At 66.4% G+C, this 23230-nt stretch carries 18 protein-coding genes; 15 read left to right on the top strand and 3 right to left on the bottom strand.

Annotation, left to right across the window (positions count from 1 at the left end):
• The 12 genes from V7787_RS08670 to V7787_RS08725 all read left to right on the top strand — a co-directional run.
• Positions 1 to 395 (top strand): hypothetical protein (locus V7787_RS08670; protein ID WP_336087262.1); only part of this gene is annotated, 395 nt, incomplete at its 5' end.
• Between the two features lie 54 nt (positions 396 to 449).
• Entirely contained in the window at positions 450 to 1784 is a 1335-nt protein-coding gene (locus tag V7787_RS08675; RefSeq protein ID WP_336087264.1) for a peptidoglycan-binding domain-containing protein, read from the top strand.
• A gap of 249 nt (positions 1785 to 2033) precedes the next feature.
• The gene (locus tag V7787_RS08680; RefSeq protein ID WP_336087267.1) at positions 2034 to 2333 is read left to right on the top strand and encodes a YciI family protein; all 300 of its coding nucleotides are present in this window, start codon (positions 2034 to 2036) and stop codon (positions 2331 to 2333) included.
• Positions 2330 to 2620, top strand: a complete 291-nt coding sequence (locus V7787_RS08685; protein ID WP_336087269.1) for a BolA family protein — start codon at positions 2330 to 2332, stop codon at positions 2618 to 2620. Before V7787_RS08680 ends, V7787_RS08685 begins: the two co-directional genes overlap by 4 nt.
• Before the next feature lie 172 nt (positions 2621 to 2792).
• A complete protein-coding gene (locus V7787_RS08690) occupies positions 2793 to 3866 on the top strand; it encodes a LacI family DNA-binding transcriptional regulator (RefSeq protein WP_336087272.1) in 1074 nt (357 codons plus the stop codon).
• 100 nt (positions 3867 to 3966) lie between these two features.
• The gene (locus V7787_RS08695; protein ID WP_336087274.1) at positions 3967 to 6990 is read left to right on the top strand and encodes a TonB-dependent receptor; all 3024 of its coding nucleotides are present in this window, start codon (positions 3967 to 3969) and stop codon (positions 6988 to 6990) included.
• A 161-nt stretch (positions 6991 to 7151) separates the two neighbouring features.
• Positions 7152 to 8780, top strand: coding sequence for a glucoamylase family protein (locus V7787_RS08700; RefSeq protein ID WP_336087277.1), 1629 nt, complete (start codon positions 7152 to 7154; stop codon positions 8778 to 8780).
• 100 nt (positions 8781 to 8880) lie between these two features.
• Positions 8881 to 10209 (top strand): sugar ABC transporter substrate-binding protein, encoded by a 1329-nt coding sequence (locus V7787_RS08705; RefSeq protein WP_336087279.1) that lies wholly within the window; start codon positions 8881 to 8883, stop codon positions 10207 to 10209.
• A complete protein-coding gene (locus V7787_RS08710) occupies positions 10206 to 11084 on the top strand; it encodes a carbohydrate ABC transporter permease (RefSeq protein ID WP_336087281.1) in 879 nt (292 codons plus the stop codon). Before V7787_RS08705 ends, V7787_RS08710 begins: the two co-directional genes overlap by 4 nt.
• Positions 11081 to 11917, top strand: a complete 837-nt coding sequence (locus V7787_RS08715) for a carbohydrate ABC transporter permease (RefSeq protein ID WP_336087283.1) — start codon at positions 11081 to 11083, stop codon at positions 11915 to 11917. Before V7787_RS08710 ends, V7787_RS08715 begins: the two co-directional genes overlap by 4 nt.
• 258 nt (positions 11918 to 12175) lie before the next feature.
• Positions 12176 to 15436 carry a discoidin domain-containing protein gene (locus V7787_RS08720; RefSeq protein ID WP_336087285.1) on the top strand — a complete coding sequence of 1087 codons (3261 nt, stop codon included), beginning with the start codon at positions 12176 to 12178 and terminating at the stop codon, positions 15434 to 15436.
• Complete coding sequence (locus V7787_RS08725) at positions 15433 to 15675, top strand: hypothetical protein (protein WP_336087288.1); 243 nt, start codon at positions 15433 to 15435, stop codon at positions 15673 to 15675. The genes V7787_RS08720 and V7787_RS08725 overlap by 4 nt, the downstream gene beginning before the upstream one ends.
• A gap of 27 nt (positions 15676 to 15702) precedes the next feature.
• On the opposite strand, the gene pgl is transcribed toward V7787_RS08725, so the two are convergent.
• The 3 genes from pgl to zwf all read right to left on the bottom strand — a co-directional run bounded on the left by pgl (position 15703) and on the right by zwf (position 19154).
• A complete protein-coding gene (pgl, locus tag V7787_RS08730) occupies positions 15703 to 16449 on the bottom strand; it encodes a 6-phosphogluconolactonase (RefSeq protein ID WP_336087290.1) in 747 nt (248 codons plus the stop codon).
• 294 nt (positions 16450 to 16743) lie between these two features.
• Positions 16744 to 17736: a glucokinase gene (gene glk / locus V7787_RS08735; protein WP_336087292.1), complete on the bottom strand. Its 993-nt coding sequence runs from the start codon at positions 17734 to 17736 to the stop codon at positions 16744 to 16746.
• Complete coding sequence (zwf, locus tag V7787_RS08740; protein ID WP_336087294.1) at positions 17733 to 19154, bottom strand: glucose-6-phosphate dehydrogenase; 1422 nt, start codon at positions 19152 to 19154, stop codon at positions 17733 to 17735. The genes glk and zwf overlap by 4 nt, the downstream gene beginning before the upstream one ends.
• 424 nt (positions 19155 to 19578) lie before the next feature.
• On the opposite strand from zwf, the gene V7787_RS08745 reads away from it, so the two are divergent.
• The 3 genes from V7787_RS08745 to V7787_RS08755 all read left to right on the top strand — a co-directional run bounded on the left by V7787_RS08745 (position 19579) and on the right by V7787_RS08755 (position 23223).
• Positions 19579 to 20673, top strand: a complete 1095-nt coding sequence (locus V7787_RS08745) for an ABC transporter ATP-binding protein (RefSeq protein WP_336087296.1) — start codon at positions 19579 to 19581, stop codon at positions 20671 to 20673.
• A 484-nt stretch (positions 20674 to 21157) separates the two neighbouring features.
• Entirely contained in the window at positions 21158 to 21697 is a 540-nt protein-coding gene (locus V7787_RS08750) for a hypothetical protein (protein ID WP_336087298.1), read from the top strand.
• An 80-nt stretch (positions 21698 to 21777) separates the two neighbouring features.
• Entirely contained in the window at positions 21778 to 23223 is a 1446-nt protein-coding gene (locus V7787_RS08755; protein WP_336087300.1) for a T6SS phospholipase effector Tle1-like catalytic domain-containing protein, read from the top strand.
• Positions 23224 to 23230 lie beyond the last annotated feature (7 nt).

The following is a 23230-nucleotide window of genomic DNA, read 5'->3' on the forward strand; positions in this document are numbered from 1 at the left end:
GCGCCTGCGCCAAGACCGAGGACGGCTTCGCCACCTTCCTCGAACAGTTCGCCTCCGAGCCCGAGATCCGCGCCGGCTACAGCGCCCCGACCATCGAAGTGCGCGACATCAACAATCCGGACCGGCTGATCGCCAGCCAGACCCCGCAGCAGGCCGACCCGTTCCGGATCGCCATGGTCGACTACCAATGGTCCTATGACGAACCGGGCAAGGACGCCGGCCAGCTGAGCCGGATCAAGCTCGACCGCAAGCTCAGCGGCGACCGCATGCGCCTGGATTTGGTCAAGGCCGAGTTCTCGCCGGACGAAGAGGTGGTCAAGACGATCGGCTCGCCGGAAGCCTACGTATTCGAATTCAAACAAGATTGCTGGCAACTGGCCCAGCATCTGCGCTGATCCGCGCGCCCGCGCGTCGCGGGCCGCGAATCGTCATCGACAAGGAGAAGTGCGATGCCCAAGTACACCATCGTCGAATCGGTCGGCAAAGGCGTTCAACACGTCCACGATCTGGAAGACATCGAACGCCACCACCCCAGCCGCGGCAACGAGCCCGGCCGGGTGTACGGCACCGTCAACGGCGAGCGCGAAGAGCTGCTCGGTTCCGGCGGCAAGCCGATGGTCACCCGCGACGGCGACCATTTCGTGTCCAAGGACTTCGTCCTCAAGGTCGGCAATTCGGCCTCGGTGCCGGTGCCGGCGGTGGCCAACGGCTACATCGGCAAGATCGATCCGGCCAACGGCATCGTTCAGATCTACGACAAGCCGGCCAGCGATCCCAGCCGCGAAATGATCGCCCAGTACCGGCACATGGAACTGCACGGCACCAAGCTGCAGGTCGGCCAGAAGATCGAGTACGGCGAATCGCTGGGCGTGCAGAGCGGTTACAACAAGGGCAAGTCCGACGCGTTCGGCAAGCACGTCCATATCGACATCAACACCAGCTACCTGCCGCAGATGGATCGCTACATCCGCGACATGGACAGCGGCGCGCTCACCACCGACAAGCGTCCGCCGCATGCCGACAACCGCACCGGCCCGGCCAAGGTCGGCGACGTCTCGGCCAAGGGCAGCGTCACCCATTCCGCGCCCGGCGGCGGCCACAGCCACACCGCGCCCGGCGGCCACAGCCAGGCGGCGATGGCCGACGGCGTGCTGCGCAAGGACGAACGCGGCCCCGAGGTGAAGGCCTTGCAGGAACGGCTGACCCAACTGGGTTACAAAGATGCCGAGGGCAAGCCGCTGGTGGCCGACGGCAAGTTCGGCCAGCGCACCAAGGATGCGGTGGAGGCGTTCCAGCGCGATCACGGCCTGACCGACGACGGCATCGCCGGCAAGAACACCTTGCGCGAGCTCAAGAGCGCCCAGCCCAAGCATGCCGCGACCGAACCGGCGCGCACCCACAGCGACGCGGCCAACGGCCCGCTGCTGTCGGATGCCGCCCATCCCGATAACGGGATGTACAAGCAGGCGGTCGCCGGCCTGGAGAAGCTGGGCGGGTTCAAGAACCACCAGGAGCTCGAACGCGCCGCCGCCTCGCTGACCTACGACGCGCGCGCCAGCGGTCTGACCGAGATCAAGCACGTGGTGGCCAACGCCAGCGGCACCGGCTTGTTCGCGGTCCAGGGCGAACTCAACGATCCGGCCAGCCACCGCGCCTTCATCAACAAGGAAAGCGCGGTGCAGCAGACGGTCGAGCAATCGACTCAGCGCCTGAAGCAGGACGTGCCCGAGGCCGCCAAGGCCGAGCCGGCGCAGTCGCAGACGCCGAAGACGATGGTGGCCTGAGCGGGCTAGGGCGGCGGCGGGGCGTTGCGCGCCGCCGCTGTCGCGTCACTGCCGAGCGTCACCTACGACGGCCCGCGATCGCGGGCCGTTTTCTATTCGAACCGGCCGTCCGTCAGCGGCCCGATCGCGGTTCGATCGACACCAGCGCGCAGCGCGATCGCGACAACCGCCGCAAACGGCATCGTCGCCCGCCTGCCGCGCGCCGTTACACTAGGCGTCCCATCGCGCAACAGCAGTCGAGGCACGGCCATGTGGTATCTGATCGAAGGTTACGACGTCGCCGACGCCCTGCCCAAGCGCGCTGCCGCGCGTCCGGCGCATCTGGAGCGCCTGACCGCGCTGCGCGACCAAGGCCGTCTGTTGCTGGCCGGCCCGTGTCCGGCGATCGACGCCGAAGACCCGGGTCCGGCCGGTTTCAGCGGCAGCCTGATCGTCGCCGAGTTCGAATCCTTGCAGGCCGCGCGCGAGTGGGCCGATGCCGACCCTTACGTCGCCGCCGGCGTGTATGCGCGGGTCGAGGTGCGTCCGTTCCGCAAGGTGCTGCCGTGAGCGCGTTGCCGCGCGAGCAGCGGGTCGAAGCGATCCGCGCGGCCATCGAGGCCGCGTTGGCGCCGACCGCGCTTGAAATCGAAGACGAAAGCCATCGCCACGCCGGCCATGCCGGCGCCCAGGACGGGCGCGGGCATTTCCGCGTCGCGGTGGTCAGCGCCGCGTTCGCCGGGCTGATGCCGATCGCGCGGCATCGCGCGGTGTATGCGGCGGTCGGCGAGTTGATGACCACCGACATCCACGCATTGGCGATCAGCGCCAAGACGCCGGAAGAAGCCGCGCGCTGAGCGCGGCGAGGGCGATGCGCTGCATGGCGCAGCGCAACATCGGCGATACTGTCGCCGCCGGTCGTCCCGGGCCTTAAACGGTTTTCATAACAAGCGCTTTACACTCGTTCCTGAAAACGTTTACAGTCGTCGCACTTTCCCACCGCGAGGGGCGGCCAGGACAGTGGTGAGCGTGACGATTAAAGATGTCGCCCGCGCGGCCCAGGTGTCGGTGGCGACCGTATCGCGGACCTTGAACGGCCACGGCAACGTCGCCGAGGAAGTGCGTCGGCGCGTGCTCGCCGTCGCCAACGACTTGCGCTACACGCCGCACGCCGCCGCCCGCAGCCTCAGCAGCCGCCGCACCCAGACCCTGGGCGTGGTGTTGCCGGATCTGCACGGCGAATTCTTCTCCGAACTGGTGCGCGGCGTCGATCAGGTCGCGCGCGAGCATCGCCTGCATCTGCTGGTCTCCAGTTATCACGGCCGTCCCGACGAACAAGTTTCGGCCTTGCGCGCGATGCGCGGCCGGGTCGACGGTCTGCTGGTGATGTCGCCGTACGCCGCCGCGCACGCCTCGATCGTCGAGGAACTGTCGCCGGCCTTGCCGATCGTGTTGATCAACGCGCAAAGCGATGCGCCGGAAGTGTTGTCGCTGAGCGTGGACAACTACGGCGGCGCGCAGGCGATGGTCGAGTACCTGGTCGCCAGCGGCCACCGCCGGATCGCCTTCATCGCCGGCCCGGAAGACAATTTCGACGCTCACGAACGTCTGCGCGGCTACCGCGAGGCCTTGGCGCGTTTGCTGCCCGGCGAGCCGGAATGGGTGCTGCCCGGAGCGTTCGACGAAGCCTCCGGCCACGCCGCCGGCCAGGCCTTGATCAGCGCGTCGCAACGTCCCGACGCGGTGTTCGCCGCCAACGACATGATGGCGCTGGGCTGCTTGTTTTCGCTGGTTCAAGCGGGGCTGAAAGTGCCCGCCGACATCGCCGTGACCGGGTTCGACGATATCCCGCTCGCGCGCTACGTCCACCCCACGCTCACGACCATGCGGGTCAATATCGCCGAGCTCGGCGCCCGCGCCGCGCGTTTGTTGCTGACCCGTTTGAACGTGGACGCCGCCGCGCAGGACGCGCAACCGATCGAACCAGAGCCCAACCCGCAACACCACAACCAATCAGACCTTGTGAATCCGCGGCAGAACGAACCGCTGCGGCCGGAATTGATCGTGCGCGAATCGGGAGCACGCCGAGGGGGCGGTGCCTGATCGCGGCGAAAAAAATTTGGTCGCGCGTGTAAGCGGTTACAGAACGCTGCCGCCTTATCGACGCAAGCGCAGTACGTGCTCCTTGGAGGGAGGAACGCAGATGACTCATCACAATTCGCACTTCAATCACCGCCCCAGATCCGTTTTCCGCATCGCCTCGCGCCGCAACCTGCTCGCGTGCGCGCTGCTCGGCTGCATCGCCATGACCGCGCCCGCGGCCTGGGCGCAGAGCACCGCCGCGACCATCCGCGGCACCATCAGCGGCGACAGCGGCCCGGCCGCCAACGCCAGCGTCACCGCGACCAACGTCGCCAGCGGCTTCAGCCGCAAGGTGCAGACCGGCGCGGACGGCAATTATTCGCTCGCCGGCTTGCCGCCGGGCACCTATCGCATCGAAGTCGATGCCGGCGGCCAGACCAATACCCGCAACGTCAGCGTCGCGGTCGGCCAGTCGGCGACCTTGAATCTGTCCACCGGCGGCGTCGCCGAGACCGCGCCGGCCGGCGAGGCCACCGACCTGGACAAGGTCACGGTGACCTCGACTGCGCTGGTTGAAACCAAGACTTCGGAAATCGCCACTTACGTCAGCAACAAGCAGATCGCTGCGTTGCCGCAAAGCTCGCGCAATTTCCTGGCCTTCGCCGACATCGTGCCGGGTGTGCAGCTCACCACCGGCACCGAAGGATCGACCAAGCTGCGCAGCGGCGCCCAGCTCAGCAGCGGCATCAACGTCTACATCGACGGCGTCGGCCAGAAGGACTACGTGCTCAAGGGCGGCATCACCGGTCAGGACTCCAGCCGCGGCAATCCGTTCCCGCAGTTGGGCATCGCCGAGTACAAGGTGATCACCTCCAACTACAAGGCCGAATACGACCAGCTCAGCAGCGCGGCGATCACCGCGGTGACCAAGTCCGGCGGCAACGACTTCCACGGCAGCTTTTTCTGGGATCGCACCTCCGACCAGTGGTCGGCCAAGACCGTGCGCGAGGAAAAGGGCGAGCCCAAGGCGCAACAGAAGGCAGAGCAGTACGGTGTGTCCTTCAGCGGTCCGTTGATCCAGGACCGGATGCATTTCTTCGTGACCTACGAGGGCAAGGAATACAACTCGCCGCGCGCTATCACGCCCGGCCGCAACTACCGTGTCGACCAACTTCCGGCGCAGTTCCAGGACATGGCGCGGCAATCGATCAGCGCGCCGTTCAAGGAAGATCTGTATTTCGGCAAGATCGACTGGAGCCCGGGCGACGCTCACTTGATCGAATTCACCGCCAAGTACCGCAAGGAAGATGAGCTGACCAACATCGGCGGCGCCCGTGTGGGCGAGTACGGCACGCTCAAGGCCGGCGAGGAAACCCGTCTGGATCTGCGTTATCAGTACAGCGCCGCCAACTGGCTCAACGACGCGCATCTGACCTATGAGGACACCACCTTCGGCCCGCGTCCGGCGACGCTGGCCAACGGTTATCAATTGCGCGTGCCGCGGCAGGGCGAAGAAAACAACAATAATCCGGCCATGGAAGAAGTGTTGTTCTTCGGCGGCGGCGGCGACTTCCAGGACAAGGGTCAGAAGGGTTACGCGCTGCAGAACGACTTCACCTGGAGCGGCTGGGACGGCCACACGGTCAAGGCCGGCCTGAAGTACAAGCTGATCGACATCACCGCGATGGAGAAACAGCCGTACTCGCCGCAGTTCCGTTACGACATCCGCAACTTCGCCACCCCGTACGAAGTCAATTTCTCCGGGAGTTTCAGCGATTTCCCGCCCAGCGTGACCTCCAAAAACAAGCAGTTCGGCATCTATCTGCAGGACGACTGGGAGGTCAACGAACACCTGACCCTGAACCTGGGTCTGCGTTGGGATTACGAGACCACGCCGAGCTACGAGGACTTCCGCACCCCGGCCAGTCTGGTCGCCGCGCTGCAGGGCTTCTCCAACATCCATCAGCCGGGCGTCGACTACAACATCAACGACTACATCAGCACCGGCAACAACCGCAAGGCGTTCAAGGACGGCTGGCAGCCGCGCCTGGGCTTCTCCTACGATCTCAACGGCGATGAGCGCCATGTGATCTTCGGCGGCGCCGGGCGGTCGTACAACCGCAATCAGTTCGACTACCTCTCGTTCGAGCGTTATCGCCTGGCGTTCCAGCAGATCACCTATCAGTTCAATTCGCCGGGGCATCAGTGCACGGTCACTCCGACCGGTAACTGCTTCAACTTCGATCCCAGCTTCTACGATCCGGAAACCCTGGCCGCGCTGGCGCGCCAACGTCCGAACGCGGGCAGCGAAGTGTTCCTGCTCAACAACGATCTGAAGACGCCGTACTCCGATCAGTTCAGCTTGGGCATGCGCAACGGCTTCGCCATGTTCGGCCAGGAATGGAACTCCTCGGCGAGCCTGGTGTATGTGCGCAGCCACGACGGCATCTTGTTCGCGCTGGGCAATCGCCGCCCGGACGGCAGCTTCTTCCCGCCGGGCCGGACCTTCGGCGGCGCGCCGTTCGACTTCAACCTGCCGGGCTTCGGCAAGTTCTTCATCGGCGACAACGCGGTGGAGACCAAGACCAAGCAGGTGCTGCTGTCGCTGGACAAGCCGTTCACCGAGGAATCGGGCTGGGGCGCGAGCTTCGCGTACACCTACACCGACGCCAAGGAGAACCGCAACAACTCCGACATCTTCACCTTCGATTATCCGAATCTGGACAAGGTCGGTTTCACCCGCGCGCTGGGCGTGTCCAAGCACCGCTTCGTCGCCACCGGCATCATGGATTTCTACGGCATGACCTTGTCGGGCAAGTTGACCTTGGCCAGCCCGGAAGCGGAGGAATCGACCAACTGCGTCCGCTACGGCGATCTGAACTGCTACTTCGATCCGTACACGCCGGGCAACACCATCGGCTTCAAGCAGTTCGACATGGCGTTGCAGAAGGAATGGGACACCGGCGCCGGGATCAAGTTCTGGGCCCGCGGCGATGTGCTCAACGTCTTCAACTGGCGCAACTACATCGACTTCGACACCTACCGCGGTACTCAGGCGGTGCCGAACCCGCGCCTGGGCGAGCGTCGCGACAACATCGCGCTGCCGACCCGCAGCTTCAAGCTGTCGATGGGCTTCAACTGGTAAGCGTTCGCTCCGGCCGCCGCACGGCGGCCGGAGCGGCGTAGGTAACAACGGCCAGGCACAGTGAACGTTTCCGCCTCGCCCGGGTCTGATTCAACAACCACGAGAACACAGGGGTTTTCGGCTTCATGCAACGCGTCAAAACGACAACACGCGCAGTTTCCTTGGCTGTCCTGGGCACGGTGTTGCTCGTTGTGTCGGCATGCAAGAAGCCGGAGACGCAATCGCAGACTCAGCCGATCGTGAGCGCCGAGCCGGTGGTGGTGGAGCCGCTCAAGCAAGAACGTCTGGAACTGCCGCCGTTGTTCCGCGATATCGAGAAGCGGACGTTCCAGTTTTTCTGGGACACCACCAACGAGCAGAACGGGCTGACGCCCGACCGTTATCCCTCACGGCCGTTCGCGAGCATCGCCTCGATCGGCTTCGCGCTGACCGCCTATCCGATCGGAATCGAACGCGGCTGGGTCAGCCGCACCCAGGCGGTCGACCGCACCCTGACCACCTTGAAGTTTCTGCGCGATCTGCCCAGCGGCCCGCAGGCGACGGGCAAGGGCGCGTACAAAGGCTTCTATTACCACTTCCTGGACATGCAGAAGGGCCAGCGTTACGACAGCTGGGTCGAGCTGTCCAGCGTGGACACCGGTCTGTTGATGATGGGCGTGCTGTTCGCCCAGTCCTATTACGACCGCGACGACCCGCGCGAGAAGGAAATCCGCGCCATGGCCGACACGCTGTACAAGCGCGTGGACTGGACCTGGCTGCAACAGAACAAGCCGCTGATCTCGATGGGCTGGTTCCCCGAGAGCGGCTTCATCAAGCACGACTGGATGGGCTACAACGAAGCCATGCTGCTGTACGTGCTGGCGCTGGGCTCGCCGACCTATCCGGTCGGTCCGGAAGCGTGGACGGTGTGGACGCGTACCTACAACGATGTCTGGGGCGTGTACCAGGGCGAGGAGTTCCTGGCCTTCGGGCCGTTGTTCGGCCACCAGTACAGCCACGTCTGGATCGATTTCCGCGGCATCCAGGACGATTACATCCGCGAGCGCGGCATCGACTATTTCGAGAACAGCCGCCGCGCCGCCTATGCCCAGCGCGCCTACGCCATCGCCAACCCGATGAAGTGGGAGGACTACGGTCCCGAGGTCTGGGGCCTGACCGCCAGCGACGGTCCGCAGAACTCGTTGCAGGAATACCGCGGCGAGCAGCGCCAGTTCCGCCATTACTCGGCGCGCGGCGCGGGCCTGCGCGAGAACTTCGACGACGGCACCATCGCCCCGACCGCGGCGATCGCTTCGTTGCCGTTCGCGCCGGAGATCGTGATCCCGACCACGGTGACCATGCACGAGCGCTACGGCGAGTACATCTATTCCAGCTACGGCTTCCTGGACTCGTTCAATCCCAGCTTCAAGTACGACATCCCGCTCAAGACCGGGCGCCTGGTGCCCGATCACGGCTGGGTGTCGAGCGATTACATCGGCATCGACCAGGGGCCGATCCTGGCGATGATCAGCAACTACCGCAACGAGTTCGTCTGGAACGTGATGAAGCGCAATCCCTACATCCGCACGGGCCTGGAGCGTGCCGGGTTCAAGGGCGGTTGGTTGACGCCGGCCGACGCGGGCAAGGGCAAGGACGGCGAGAAAGACAACAAAGCGGCCGAGGCGGCCAAGCCCGAGGCGAAGCCGGCCGGCAGCATGGACCCGGCCACCGCGCGCGCGCTGGGCGAAGCCGAATCGCGCGCCGGCCGTACCAACGCGCCGGCGAAGCAGAATGCGCCCAAGCCGGAATGACGGCATGAGCCAGGCCCCGCGGCCCGTTGCGCGCAGCGCGAAGCGATCGTCGTGGCGCGAGGGCGGGGCGATGGCGCAGCGTCTGCGCGGGTGGGTCTCATTGCGTAGTCTTCGCTCCGGCGTCGTCCGCCGCGCCGCTTCAGCGGCGGGTTTGATCGCGCTGACGGTGTTGCTGGGCAGTTGCTCGGGCCGCGACGACGGACGCACGCTGGTGAAGTTCTGGGCGATGGGTTTCGAAGGCGAGATGGTCGTCCAGCTGATTCCCGAGTTCGAACGCCGCCATCCCGAGATCCGCGTGCAGGTGCAGCAACTGCCGATCACCTCCGCGCACGAGAAGCTGCTGACCGCGTTCGCCGGCGACTCGCTGCCCGACGTCGGCGCCATCGGCAACACCTGGATTTCCGAATTCGCCTTGCTCGACGCACTGGAGCCGCTGGCCCCGCGCTTGCGCCAGACGCCGTCGGTTAACGGCGCCGACTACTTCGCCGGCGCCTGGGACACCGGGGTGATCGGCGGACAGGTGTATGCGGTGCCGTGGTACGTGGAAACGCGCTTGCCGTTCTATCGCCCGGATTTGCTCAAGCAGGCCGGCATCGCCGAGCCGCCGCGGACCTGGGCCGAATGGAAGACCGCGATGGCCGCGATCAAGCGCGAGGTCGGTCCCAAGCGTTACGCCGTGCTGTTTCCGCTCAACGAACCCGAGCCGCTGTTGAACCTGGGCATCCAGTCGCCCGAGCCGTTGCTGCGCGAAGACGGGCGTTACGGCAATTTCCGCAGTCCCGGATTCAAGCGCGCGCTGACGTTCTACAGCGACGTGTTCCAGAACAAGTGGGCCCCGCTGGCCAGCAACACCCAGATCGCCAACGTCTGGAACGAATTCGGCCGCGGCTATTTCAGTTTCTACGTCAACGGCCCCTGGAACATCGCCGAGTTCAAGAAGCGGCTGCCGCCGGACTTGCAATCGAGCTGGATGACCATGCCGCTGCCGGGCGAGAACGGCCCGGGCGCGTCGGTGGCCGGCGGCGCCAGCTTCGTGCTGTTCCACGATTCGCAGCGCAAGGACGCGGCCTGGAAACTCATTTCGTATCTGTCCGAGCCGCAGGTGCAGGCGCGTTTTCACGGTCTGACCGGCAACCTGCCGCCGCGGCGCGAATCCTGGAACGCGCCGGCGCTGCTCAGCGACCCGTACGCGCGCGCCTTCCGCGATCAGCTCGAACGCGCGCGGCCGACGCCGAAGGTGCCGGAGTGGGAGCGCATCGCCATGGAGATCAAAGTCGTCGGCGAGCAACTGGCCAACGGCCGCGTCACTGTCGACCAAGCCGCGGCCGAGCTAGACCGCCGCGCCGACAAGATCCTGGAAAAGCGCCGCTGGATGCTCGATCACGCCGCAAAGGCCGCACCCGGCGCGGCGACGAAGGAGGGCGGATGAAACCTTCGACCGCTGGCTGGGTGTTCGCCGCGCCCGCGCTGACCGTGATCGGCCTGTTCTTCGGCGTGCCGGTGCTGGCGGCGCTGGCCTTGAGCCTGACCGATTTCGACATTTATTCATTGGCGCATATCGAGAACCTGCGCTTCGTCGCTTTCGACAATTACCTCAACCTGCTCAAGAACCCGCTGTTCTGGAGCGCGCTGGGCAACACCTTGTACTTCGTCGCGGTCGGGGTGCCGTTGTCGATCGGCGTGTCGCTGGGCGCGGCGTTGTTGCTGCACTCCAAGCTCGGCGCGTTCAAACCGTTCTTCCGCACCGCGTTCTTCGCGCCGGTGGTGACCACGGTGGTGGCGGTGGCGGTGATCTGGCGCTATCTGTTCCACACCCGCTACGGTCTGGTGAACTGGGCGCTGAGTTGGGTCGGGATCGATCCGGTCGATTGGCTCGGCGATCCGCACTGGGCGATGCCGAGCATCATCCTGTTCGCGGTGTGGAAGAACTTCGGCTACAACATGATCATCTTCCTCGCCGGCCTGCAGGCGATCCCCGAGGATCTGTACGAAGCCGCGCGCATCGACGGCGCGGGGCAGGCGCGGCAGTTCCGCTACATCACCTTGCCGATTCTGGGGCCGGTGCTGCTGATGGTCGGCATCCTGACCCTGGCCGGTTATTTCCAGTTGTTCGCCGAACCTTACGTCATCACTCAGGGCGGGCCGTTGCAGAGCACGGTCAGCGTGCTGTACCTGATGTACGAAGAAGGCTTCAAGTGGTGGAACCTGGGCAACGCTTCGGCGGTGGCGTTCTTGCTGTTCGTGCTGATGACCGCGGCGACCAGCGGGCTGATGTGGATCGCGCGGCGCAAGGGGGTCGAATGAACGACTCGGGCATGCCGGCGTGGTTGGCCAAAGCCATCGTCAACGGCTTGTTGATCGGCCTGGCCGGATTGAGCCTGGCGCCGTTGCTGTGGATGTTCGCGGTCTCGGTGATGCAGCCCGGCGAGGCGTCCGCGTTCCCGCCGCCGTTGTGGTCGGCCGATCCGACCCTGCACAACTACCGCGAGTTGTTCTCGCGCATGGGCATGGGCCGGTATCTGTTCAACAGCTTCCTGGTCTCGACCCTGGTCACGGTGATCGCGGTGCTGCTCAACACCTTGGCCGGGTACGCCTTCGCCAAGCTCCAGTTCCGCGGGCGCGAGGGCGTGTTCCGGGTGTTGCTGGCGGCGCTGGTGATTCCTGCGCAGGTGACGATGATGCCGCTGTTCCTGATGCTCAAGCAGATGGGGCTGATCAACAGCTATGCCGGCGCGGTGGTGCCGGGCATGGCCGGCATCTTCGGCATTTTCCTGGTGCGCCAGTACGCGCGCTCGATTCCCGATGAGCTGCTGGAAGCGCCGCGGATCGACGGCGCCGGCGAGATGCGGATCTTCTTCCAGATCGTGCTGCCGGCGCTGCGGCCGATTCTGGTGACCCTGGCGATCTTCAGCTTCCTCGGCGCCTGGAACGATTTCATGTGGCCGCTGATCGTGCTCAGCGACCAGGACCTGCAGACCTTGCCGGTGGCGCTGGCGTCGCTGTCGCGCGAACACGTGCAGGACAACGAGATGATGATGGCCGGGTCGGTGGTGACGGTGGTGCCGGTGTTGCTGCTGTTTTTGGTGTTGCAGCGTTACTACTTGCAGGGTTTGCTGGTCGGTAGCGTCAAGGGCTGAGGGCAGGGCGCGCTTCGGACGCCTTCGAATGCGCTGGTTTTATCGTGCGCAACCCTCAAGCCCGTCATTCCGGCGAAAGCCGGAATCCATTTTGATCTTGCCTTTGCACTCGAAGACGCTGCTGCGGCGAAACAAAATCAAAATGGATTCCGGCTTTCGCCGGAATGACGGTGGTGAGAGCGGCGACAGCATGGCCAAGCAATACGCGGTGACACGATGAAGGCAAAGAAGGCGGGATTGAGAGGACGGATGGCGATGATGGCAGTCGGTATGAAAGTGGCCGCACGACTCGCGCTGGCTTTGTCTGCGCTCGCGTTCTCGGTCGAAGCAGCACCGGCGCTGACATCGCCCGCATCCCCGCGCACCCTCGACGATTTCGAATCCGCCTCGCCGTGGAAAGTCGTCGTCTCCGACCAAGTCACCGCCAGCCTGCGCAAGACCGAGGGCGCGCAGGGAGCGGCCCTGTGCCTGGACTACGATTTCAACGGCGTGTCCGGTTACGCCGGCCTGCAGCGCGAGTTGCCGCTGGAGTATCCGGACAACTACCAGTTCGCGTTCCAACTGCGCGGCGATTCGCCGGCCAACGATCTGCAGTTCAAGCTGGTCGACGCCAGCGGCGACAACGTGTGGTGGGTCAACAAGCCCAAGTACGATTTCCCGAAGCAGTGGACGCCGGTCGTCTACAAGCAGCGCCACATCAGCCGCGCCTGGGGCCCGGCGCCGGACCCTGCGCTGCGCCGCAGCGCCAAACTCGAATTCACCGTCTACAACAGCGCCGGCGGCAAGGGATCGGTGTGCTTCGATTCGCTGAGCCTGCAGCCGCTGCCGGTCGATCCGGGCGGCCCGTACACCGCTAACGCCAGTGCCAACACGGCGCTGCCGGGCGGCGCCGCCGAGCGCGCCGTCGACGGCAACCCCGACACCGCTTGGCGCGCGCGCCTGGACCCCGCCAAGCCGCCACAGCTGACGGTCGATCTGGGCCGCAGCCGCGAACTGGGCGGCGTGGTGTTGCGCTGGGCCGGGAAGCACTACGCTTCGGCGTATCGGCTGGCGCTGTCCGACGACGGCCGCCAATGGCGCGACGCGGTCGCGCTCGGCGATGGCGACGGCGGCGCCGACTATCTGGCCTTGCCCGAATCGCAGGCGCGCTATCTGCGGCTGACCGCGCAGATCGGCCCGAGTGCGGACATCGCGCTGTCCGAGTTCGAAGTCAAACCCTTGGCGTTCGCCGCCACGCCGAACGACTTCGTCGCCTCGGTCGCCGCCGAAGCGCCGCGCGGCCGGTTTCCGCGCGGTTTCAGCGGCGAGCAGCCGTACTGGACCTTGATCGGCGTCGACGGCGGCACCGATTCGGCCTTGATCGGCGAGGACGGCGCGGTCGAAGTCGGCAAGGGCGCTTTCAGTCTGGAACCGTTCGTGATCAGCGACGGCGAACTGCTCGGCTGGGCCGACGTGCGCGCGTCGCAATCGCTGCAGGACGGTTATCTGCCGATCCCTTCGGTGCATTGGCAACATCCGCGCTTCAAGCTCGACATCACCGCCTTCGCCGACGACCGCCGCCAGGTCGGCGGCGGTTCGCGGCTGATGGCGCGTTATCGGCTGGCCAACGACGGCGACCGCGAGCGCACGTTCCAGTTCGTGCTGGCGTTGCGGCCGTTGCAGGTGAATCCGCCGACCCAGTTCCTCAGTCAAGTCGGCGGCGTCAGCCGCATCCGCACGCTGCGCGGCGACAAGCACGGCTTCAGCGTCGAAGGCGCCGACGGCCGGCTGGCTGCGCGCCGAATTCAGGCCAGCGCCGCCGATGCCGCATTGGCTTCCAGCTTCGACCATGGCGACGTGCTCAAGTATCTGGCCCAGGCCGATTGGTCGCTGACCTGCGCGACGTGCACGCCCGAAGCGCGGATGCTGCGGCGTCTGGGCGGATCGGCCACCACCGGGGTCGAAGCGGACCGCAACGCGATGGCGTCGGGCGCGCTGGTGTACGAGGTGACGCTGGGCCCGGGCCAATCGCGCGAATTCGCCTGGAGCACCGCGCTGATCGGCGAGGACGACGGACGTTTCGTCGACCCGGCCGAAGTGGCTGCGCTTCAGCAGATGGTGGCCGAGCAATGGCGGCAGAAACTCGACCGGGTCGGGTTGCGCGTGCCGAAGGCGGGCCAGCACGTGGTCGATACCTTGCGCACCGGCCTGGCGCATATGTTGATCAGCCGCACCGGCCCGCGCCTGCAACCGGGCACGCGCTCCTACGCGCGCGCCTGGATCCGCGACGGCGCGATGATCAACGAAGGCTTGCTGCGGATGGGGCGCGCCGACGTAGCCGAGGAGTTCCTGCGCTGGTACGCGCCGTACCAGTTCGACAACGGCAAAGTGCCGTGCTGCGTCGACGACCGCGGCAGCGACCCGGTGCCGGAGAACGACAGCCACGGCGAACTGATCTTCACCATCGCCGAGCTGTACCGCTACAACCGCGACCGCGGCTTGCTCGAATCGATGTGGCCGCACGTCGAGGGCGCGGTGCGTTACATGGACCAGTTGCGCCTGAGCGAGCGCACCGCGGCCAACCGCGCGCGCGATCCGGCCTTCTACGGAATGATGCCGGCCTCGATCAGCCACGAAGGCTATTCGGCCAAGCCGATGCATTCGTACTGGGACAACTTCTGGGCGTTGCGCGGTTACAAGGACGCGGTGGAAATCGCGCAGTGGTTAGGCAAGGACGCGCAGGCCAAGGCGTTTGCGGCTTCGCGCGATCAGTTCCGCGCGGATCTGTACGCATCCATCGGCCACGCCACCGACAAGCACGCCATCGACTACATCCCCGGCGCGGCCGAACTCGGCGATTTCGATGCGACCTCCACCACCATCGCGCTGGCGCCGGGCGGCGAGCAGGGTTTGTTGCCGAAGACCTTGTTGAACAACACCTTCGAGCGTTACTGGAAGGAATTCGTCGATCGCCGCGACGGGCGCCGCGAATGGAAGGACTACACCCCGTACGAGCTGCGCACCATCGGCAGCTTCGTGCGGCTGGGCTGGCGCGAGCGTGCGCATGAGGCGCTGGAGTTCTTCTTCAAGGATCAGCAGCCGCGCGGGTGGAACCAATGGGCCGAAGTGGTTTCGCGTACGCCGCGCAAGCCGTTCTTCGTCGGCGATCTGCCGCATGCGTGGGTGGAGTCGGACTATGTGCGTTCGGCCCTGGATCTGTTCGCCTATACCCGCGATGTCGATCGGGCGCTGGTGATCGCGGCCGGCGTGCCGGCGGCGTGGCTGGACGGCGAGGGCGCCAGCGTGCGCGGTTTGCGCACGCCGTATGGCGAGCTGAGTTATCGGTTCAGGCGCGAAGGACGGCAGGCTACGCTGGAGATCGACGGCGGGTTGGACGTGCCGGCGGGGGGCGTTGTGGTGACGTGGCCGTTCGAGACGGCGCCGGGGAAGACGCGGGTGGATGGGCGCGAGCGGGCTTGGAGCGGTGGCGAGTTGAAGATCGATAAATTGCCGGCGCGGGTTTCGATTGGGTTGGATTGAAACGAATTGGGCTCTGTTTTTGCGGTGCTTCCGGTGCGGCGAAGAGAAGAGCAAATGCAAAAGCAAAAGCAAAGTCAAAATGGATTCCGGCTTTCGCCGGAATGACGGTGAGTGAATTAACGACGGTGAGTGAATCAGCGACGGTGGGTGAGTCAGCGATGGCGATTGAATCAGCGACGCCGACAAAAACCGCGCAACCTACCTACCGTCATTCCGGCGAAAGCCGGAATCCATTTTGATTCTGCTCTGTGCTTTCGCGGTCCCGCTCACGGGCACCAATGCACATCCAGACCCACATCCCCGTCCAACCCGATCAACACCGGCCAGCGCCGCACATCGCCGCTGGCCACCGCCTGCTCGAAGGTCGCGCGCTTGGCCGCGCCCTGGATCAACAACAAGCGCGATTGCGCATAGGCCAAACCGGCTGGGGTCAGGGTGATGCGCTTGGTCCATTGCCGCGCGCCCGGCGAGCCGGTGGCGTCGATGGCGACGTAAGGCTGCTTGGATGCCAACGCCCGATCCAATGCGGACATGCCCGGAAACAGCGAGGCAGTGTGGCCGTCCTCGCCCATGCCCAACACCACCGCGCTGGCCGGCTGGCGCGCGTGGGCGTTGGCGAAGGCGACCGCTTCTTCCAGTCCGCGCCCGGATTGGGTCAGCGATTCGAAACGCGCCGCGGCGGCGTTGTCGCGCAGCAGGTGTTGCCGGACCAGGCGGGCGTTGCTGTCGGGATCGTCGGGCAGCAGCCAGCGCTCATCGACCAGGGCGATGTCGACCCGGGCCCAATCCAGCGGCGCCCGCGCCAACGCGCGGTACACCGGCGCCGGCGACACGCCGCCCGACAGCAACAGGCGTACGCGCCCGCGCCGGGCCAAATCGCGGCGCAGTTCGGCGGCGATCGCCACCGCGCAGGCCCAGGTCCAGGTGTCGGTGCTGCGGTGTTCGTGCCAGCGGTAGGCGCGCACCGGGGGCTGAGCGGGATCGTGCGGGACGGGGTTGGAGTCGTCGAGCATGGGCCGATCTTCGCACGCCGGGGTTTAAGGGCGTGTGCTGATCCGGATGTGATTGCGGACACAGGTAGCGAGCGCCGGGATACCCTGTCGACCCGCGCGTGAAGGATGGGGCGCGCCGGTTCAGCGTCGCCGATCGCAGTGTCTACCGTCATTCCGGCGAAAGCCGGAACCCATTTTGCTTGTGCTCCTATCCACGCACGACGAAAGCGGGAGCAACAGCAAAATGGGTTCCGGCTTTCGCCGGAATGACGGTGGAGGGAGCGTGGTCTCAGCGAATCCCCTCCAGCGGCCCGGTTAAGCCGCGACCTTCTTAACCGCGCACTGCGCCGCCAACGCCGCCGCGCCGAGCAATCCGGGCTGCGGGTGAGTCACCGCCAAGGTCGGCACCCGCGCCATGGTCGGCGAGAACCGGCCCTTGTGTTCGAAGCGCTGGCGGAAGCCGGAATGGGCCAGCCACGGCATCAGCTTCGGCACCAGCCCGCCGGGCAGGAACACGCCGTCCCAGGCGCCCAAGGTCAGCACCAGATCGCCCGCGGCGGCGCCGAACACCGCGCAGAACACGTCGATCGCGCGCAGACAGCGCACGTCGCCTTCGCGCGCCATCGCGGTGATGTCCTGGGGTTGCAGTGGGCCGGGATCTTCGCCGGCGATCTGGCTCAGGGCCCGGTGCAGGTTGACCAGGCCGCTGCCGCTGATCAGGCGCTCGTTCGAGACCCGCCCGAATTCGCCCGACAGACGCTGCAACACGTCGATTTCTTCCGGGTTGTTGGGGGCGAAGCTGACATGGCCGCCTTCGGTCTGCAGCGGATAGAAGCGGCCGTCGCGGCGCAGCAGCGCGCCCACGCCCAGGCCGGTGCCCGGGCCGATGATGGCGTAGGTGCGGTCGCCGCTGTCGTTCCAGCCGTTCCAGCGGGCGCCGCCGATCGGTACCACATCGCCGGTGCCCAGCAGCGACACCGCCATCGCCTGGGCGGCGAAATCGTTGACCAGGTCGATCCGCGAAAGCCCCAGCGCGATCCGGGTGCGTTCGGCCGAAATCACCCACGGGTGATTGGTGATCCGCGCTTCGTCGCCGTCCACGCGCCCGGCCACCGCGAAGACGCCGTGGCTGGGCGAGGCGCCGATCCGGTCCAGGTAATGGCGCGCGGCGTCGGCCAGCGAAGGGAAGTCGGCGACCGCGAACACCTGCACGCTGTCGGGCAGCAGCGCCGGCACCGACGGGTCGGAGGAGGCCAGGGCGAAGCGGGCGTTGGTGCCGCCGATATCCGCGAGCAACGCACCGCTCATGCCTGACCTCCGCCATAGCCGTTGCCGGGCGGCAGGAAGCCCTCGGCCTCGCTCGGGCCCCAGGAACCGGCCGGGTAGTCCAGCGCGGGCTGGCCGGTGCGGGTCCAGGCGGTTTCAATGCTGTCGATCCATTGCCACGCCGCTTCGACTTCGTCGTCGCGCACGAACAAGGTCTGGTTGCCGCGCAAGGCGTCGACGATCAGGCGCTCGTAGGCGATCCGCCGCTGCGGCGAGCCCGACATCGACAGATCCAGCGACATCGGCTTGAGTTCCAGCGCGCCCCATTCCGGCGCGGCCAGGCTGCCCATCAGGCCCAGTTCGATGGTTTCGTCCGGCTGCAGGCGCATGCGCAGGCGGTTGGGGCGTTCGCGGCCGCGGCGCGGGCGTTCGAACAGCCAGTGCGAGGTCGGACGGAACGACACCACCACTTCGGTCGCGCGCTCGGCCAAGCGTTTGCCGGTCACCAACCGGAAAGGCACCCCGGCCCAACGCCAGTTATCGATATAGGTTTCCACCGCGACGAAGGTCTCGACCGTGGATTCGTGCACGAAACCCTTGACCGCGCGGCCCTCGACCACGCCGGCGGCGTAGCGGCCGCGCACGGTACGGGTGGCGACGTCGGCGTCGCTCATCGGCCGCAGCGCGCGCAGCACTTTGCGTTTTTCGTCGCGGATGCTGTCGGCGTCGAGCGCGGCCGGCGGCTCCATCGCGATCAGCGCCAGCAACTGCAGCATGTGGTTCTGGACCATGTCGCGCAGCGCGCCGTAGCCGGCGTAATAGCCTTCGCGGCCGTCCACGCCGGCGGTTTCGCCGACGAAGATGTCGACCGATTCGATCCAGCGGTGCTGCCACACCGCTTCCAGCAAGGTGTTGCCGAAGCGCAGCGCCAGCAGGTTCTGCACCGCGGCCTTGCCCAGGTAATGGTCGATGCGGAAGATCCGCGATTCGTCCAGGCAGGCCTTGAGCGCGGCGTTGATCTCGCGCGCCGAGGCCAGGTCGCGGCCGATCGGCTTTTCCAGCACCAGGCGCGATTCGCCTTCCAGCAGGCCGGCCGCCTTCAGGCCCTTGGCGCAAGGCACGAACAAATCCGGCGGCGTGGCCAGATAGCTGACGCTGGCGCGGTCGGCATAGCCGGCCAGGGCGGTGGAGATCGCCGCCTCATCGCGCAGGTCGACCGAGACGTAGGCGATCTTGCCCAGCAATTCTTCGACCACCGCCGGGTCGTCGGCGACTTCGCCGGCCATGCGCTCGCGGAGCCACGCGCGAAACTCGTCGTCGGACAATTCCTGGCGGCCGACCGCGACGATCCGGAACGCGGGCGGCAGCAGCCGGTCGCGCCACAGATGGACCAGCGAGGGGAACAGGTAACGCTGGGAGAGATCGCCGGTGGCGCCGAACAGCAACAGGGTGTCGTGCATGGAGCGGGTGGGCCATGAAAGTTGGGGGAGTCGAGCGGGACCGCGGTGGCGTTCGCTCAAGTCGCAGGGACGGTGGCGGCCCCGGCGGATCGCCCAAGCATATCGCTGCTTGGACGATGGGCGAACTTCGGCGCGGCGCTGCGGCCTGGAGCCGACTCCGGTGTCGCGCCGATTCGGTCGATCGGCGCGTTATCGTGAGTTCGGTCCGGCCGCGCGGTCGCGACCTGGGCGAAACGGTGCTGCGGGTGCGGCGATGCGGGCGGGTGGGTTCTCCGGGGCGGTTCTGGGCTCGGCGCCGGCCAATCCGGGCCGCCTGGGGCGGTTGCGGGATTTGCGATCGGCGCTCGCATGAAAACGGTTACATGGCAGAATAGCCCAGGGCGCGGCCAAACGCACCGCCCGGTTCGCATTGTCCGGAGATTTCATGGCGAAGGTCACGCTGCAGCATCTGCGCAAGGTTTATCCCAACGGCTACGTCGGCGTGGCCGATGCCGATTTCGAGATCGGCGACGGCGAGTTGCTGGTGTTGGTCGGCCCCTCGGGCTGCGGCAAGTCGACCCTGTTGCGGATGATCGCGGGCCTGGAAACGATCAGCAGCGGTGAGCTGAGCATCGGCGAGCGCGTGGTCAACGAGGTGCCGCCGAAGGATCGCGACATCGCCATGGTGTTCCAGAGCTATGCGCTGTACCCGCACATGACCGTGGCCGAGAACCTCGGTTTCGGCCTGAAGCTGCGCGGCATGAGCAAGGCCGAGGTGGCCGTGCAGGTGGCCAAGGCGGCGGCGATGCTGGAACTGGAGCCGCTGCTGGAACGCAAGCCGGCCGCGCTGTCGGGCGGCCAGCGCCAGCGGGTCGCGCTGGGGCGCGCGTTGGTGCGCAAGGCGCAGGTGTTTCTGCTCGACGAACCGCTGTCCAATCTCGACGCAAAGCTGCGCATGACCATGCGGGTGGAAATCGCCCGGCTGCATCGCCAGCTCGGCACCACCATGATCTACGTCACCCACGATCAAGTCGAGGCGATGACCCTGGGCCAGCGCATCGTGGTGATGAAGGACGGCCACATCCAGCAGATCGACACGCCGATGGCGTTGTACGAGCGGCCGGTGAATCTGTTCGTCGCGACCTTCCTGGGCAGTCCCAAGATGAATATTTTCTGGGGCCCGGTGGTCGAGCGCGACGGCGAGTTGTATCTGCGCATCGGCGAGGGCGTGGAGCTGCATCTGCGGCCGCAGGGCGAGATGCGGGAAAAAGTGCTGGCTTATCTGGGGCGCGAGTTGATGGTCGGGCTGCGTCCGGAAGACATGCATCTGGCCGAAGCCGGCGCGAACACCTTGCCGGCCAAGGTCGAGGTGGTCGAACCGGTCGGCAACGAGGCCTTCCTCAATCTGGGCTGCGGCGGCTGCGATCTGGTCCTGCGGCTGCCGCCGTTCCATCTGCCGCAGCCGGGCGACACCGTGCACTTGTCGTACGCGGCCGAGCGCATGCATTTCTTCGATCGGCAGAGCGAATTGCGGTTGTGAGGGCGGGTAGGCGCGAGCGGGGCGATGGGCGTTTGGCGATTCGTGCGGCGTTGATGCCGGCGTAGCCGCGGAATTGACGCGGTCGCGGCTCGCGCCGCTCCTGCAGGGGCTGCGGATGCGGCATGGGCTAGCTGTAGGAGCGGCGCAAGCCGCGACCGCGCAACCACCCGCAGCGGCGCGAGCCGCGAACACCAATCCGTAGAGTTGAGCCCGACCGCCGATTGCATGCAAACTGCGGGCGAATGCCCCGGCGGCACTCGCGCAGTACGGAAGGGGACCTGTCCGTACAGTGGGCGCATTCGTCCCACGATGTTAGTGTGCCGGAGCAATCGGAGGGATCCAGATGGACAGTCAGTCCGCGACCGGCCATCGCCGCCGTCATGCCGCGCCTCGTTGCCGACCGCAGCGTTTCGCCCATGGCCGCCGCGTCCGCGCCTTGGCCGCGATGCTTGTTCTATTCGCCGCAACAGGATGTCAAACCGCCATGTCTACGTCCGCCGCAAGCTCCACCACCGCGCAGTCCGGGTCCGCCGCGGGCACCACCGCCGAGTGGCCGCTGCGTTTCCAGCGCCACCGTTTCGGCGGCTTCTGCTTCGATACTTACGGCTGCAGCATCGTCTACAACGGCTTCCCGCACGGTAAGGAAGACCCGCAGCAGCTGAGTGCGCCGACGTCCTCGTTCGGCCCGAATTACCAGCAGCGGATGAAGGCCGCGCACCTGGATATCGCCAATTTCCCCGGCCCGGCCGAGGTCACCTGGCGCTCCAAGGACAAGAGCGAACACAAGGCCAGCGTCGACATCGCGGCGATCTTTCAAGACCAATTGATCCGCCACGAAGTCGCGCGCGAAGACGTGGCCGAGGGCGTGAGCCTCAACGATCCGGAAATCATCCTGGAAGTGGACGACCGCACCATCAACGTCTACATGCGCAGCATGATTCCGCTGAAGAAGCCGCGCGATCCGGCCAATCCGAACAGCGATTTCCGCGCCGACCTGGTGCGGGTGTACAGCCGCGCGTACTGAACGCGACCCGATCCTGCCGCGAGCCTGGCCGCCTTCGGCGCCGACGCTCGCGCCGCACAGCCAGCTAAGGAGAGTTTGCGATGGGCGGTGGCAAGAATCCCGACGGCGTCAAGACCTATCCCGCCGACGAACACGATCTCGACAGCTATCGGCAGGCCAGCGATCAGCTCGCGCAACTGCGCGCGCCGCAACTGCTGGATTCCTCCGATCCGCATTCGCGTTTGTTCGTCGCCGCCTTCGACGGCACCGGCAACAGCATGTACGCCGGCGACCCGAAGAACCACACCAACGTCGCCGACGTGGTCAAGCAGATCCAGAACGGGATGCACGACAACATCGGCGTGGGTTACGTCGAGGGGCCGGGCACCCAGAGCGGTTTCTTCAAGAGCACCATCGACGCCGCCACCGGCCGTACCTTCGAGCCGCGGGTGGAGAAGATGTACGCCCAGTTCATCGAGCAGGCCAAGCAGTGGAAGGCCGACGATCCCGAGGCCAAGATCACCCTGGCCGGGATCGGCTTCAGCCGCGGCGCTGAGCAGGAGGCCGCGTTCTCGCGGCTGGTGCACGAGCGCGGCATCCAGGACCCGGCCGGCGCCAAGTACAGCAAGGACAAGGACGGCAACATCACCGCGGTGGAGTATTCCAAGCCGCCGTTGGTGGCGCCGGGGCAGGTCGCGCAGGCGGTCGGTCTGTTCGATCCGGTCGGCACCGGCGAGCCGCGCAATCACGACCGGCGCCTGCCGCCGTCGGTGATGTCGGCGTTTCAGATCACCGCCGAGGACGAACGCCGCGACCAGTTCAAGTCCACCAGCATCCTGCGCGACGGTTTCGCCGAGGACAAACGCTTCCTCAACGTCACCGTCGGCGGCGCCCACAGCAATATCGGCGGCAGCTACGAGCTCAACGGGCTGTCGCTGCGCAGCGGCAATCTGATGGTGGATTACCTCAACGGGCTCAGCGACAAGCCGTATCTGGCCAAGCACGCCGAGCCCGACGACCCCAAGCTCAACGTGGTGCACCGTTCCGACAAGCATCAGTTCTTCTACACCACCCGCGATTTCCGCGACGGCGTGCGCGACCGGGTCGATGAGGTCGCGAGCAAGGAGCAGATCAAGCACGGTTCGGTCGCCGATCCGCGCAACAAGGAACCGATCGACGCCGACATGGACGCGCGCATGCAGCGGCGACCGGTGACGATCGGGCCGACCCCGGGCGGCGAGCAGCGGTTCACGGCCGGCGGCATCACCGCCGGCGGCTACGCCCACGAGGGCAGCGAGATCGACCGCACCTTCGCCCGTCTGGTCGATGCGGCGCGCAACCGCGACGACGGCGCGTTCCGCGCCGCCACCCAACAACACGCGCAGACCGAACCCACCCAGGCCTGGCTGCAGGAAGGCCGCGAGCGGCATCAGCAGCAGACCCAGGCGCAGGCCCAACCGCCCGAGCGGCAGACCCCGGCGTCCACCCAGCCGACGCTGCCGCCGGAGACGCCGCCGAACCCGCAATTGCGGATGCCGGGCCCGTAACTTTCAA

The sequence above is a fragment of the Pseudomonas sp. CGJS7 genome, from assembly GCF_036961695.1.

Coding starts and splice junctions, on each gene's coding strand:
- V7787_RS08720 (WP_336087285.1), top strand. CDS start 12,176: ATGGCAGTCGGTATGAAAGTGGCCGCACGACTCGCGCTGGCTTTGTCT.
- V7787_RS08710 (WP_336087281.1), top strand. CDS start 10,206: ATGAAACCTTCGACCGCTGGCTGGGTGTTCGCCGCGCCCGCGCTGACC.
- glk (WP_336087292.1), bottom strand. CDS start 17,736: ATGAGCGGTGCGTTGCTCGCGGATATCGGCGGCACCAACGCCCGCTTC.
- V7787_RS08715 (WP_336087283.1), top strand. CDS start 11,081: ATGAACGACTCGGGCATGCCGGCGTGGTTGGCCAAAGCCATCGTCAAC.
- zwf (WP_336087294.1), bottom strand. CDS start 19,154: ATGCACGACACCCTGTTGCTGTTCGGCGCCACCGGCGATCTCTCCCAG.
- V7787_RS08680 (WP_336087267.1), top strand. CDS start 2,034: ATGTGGTATCTGATCGAAGGTTACGACGTCGCCGACGCCCTGCCCAAG.
- V7787_RS08695 (WP_336087274.1), top strand. CDS start 3,967: ATGACTCATCACAATTCGCACTTCAATCACCGCCCCAGATCCGTTTTC.
- V7787_RS08755 (WP_336087300.1), top strand. CDS start 21,778: ATGGGCGGTGGCAAGAATCCCGACGGCGTCAAGACCTATCCCGCCGAC.
- V7787_RS08745 (WP_336087296.1), top strand. CDS start 19,579: ATGGCGAAGGTCACGCTGCAGCATCTGCGCAAGGTTTATCCCAACGGC.
- V7787_RS08750 (WP_336087298.1), top strand. CDS start 21,158: ATGTCTACGTCCGCCGCAAGCTCCACCACCGCGCAGTCCGGGTCCGCC.
- V7787_RS08675 (WP_336087264.1), top strand. CDS start 450: ATGCCCAAGTACACCATCGTCGAATCGGTCGGCAAAGGCGTTCAACAC.
- pgl (WP_336087290.1), bottom strand. CDS start 16,449: ATGCTCGACGACTCCAACCCCGTCCCGCACGATCCCGCTCAGCCCCCG.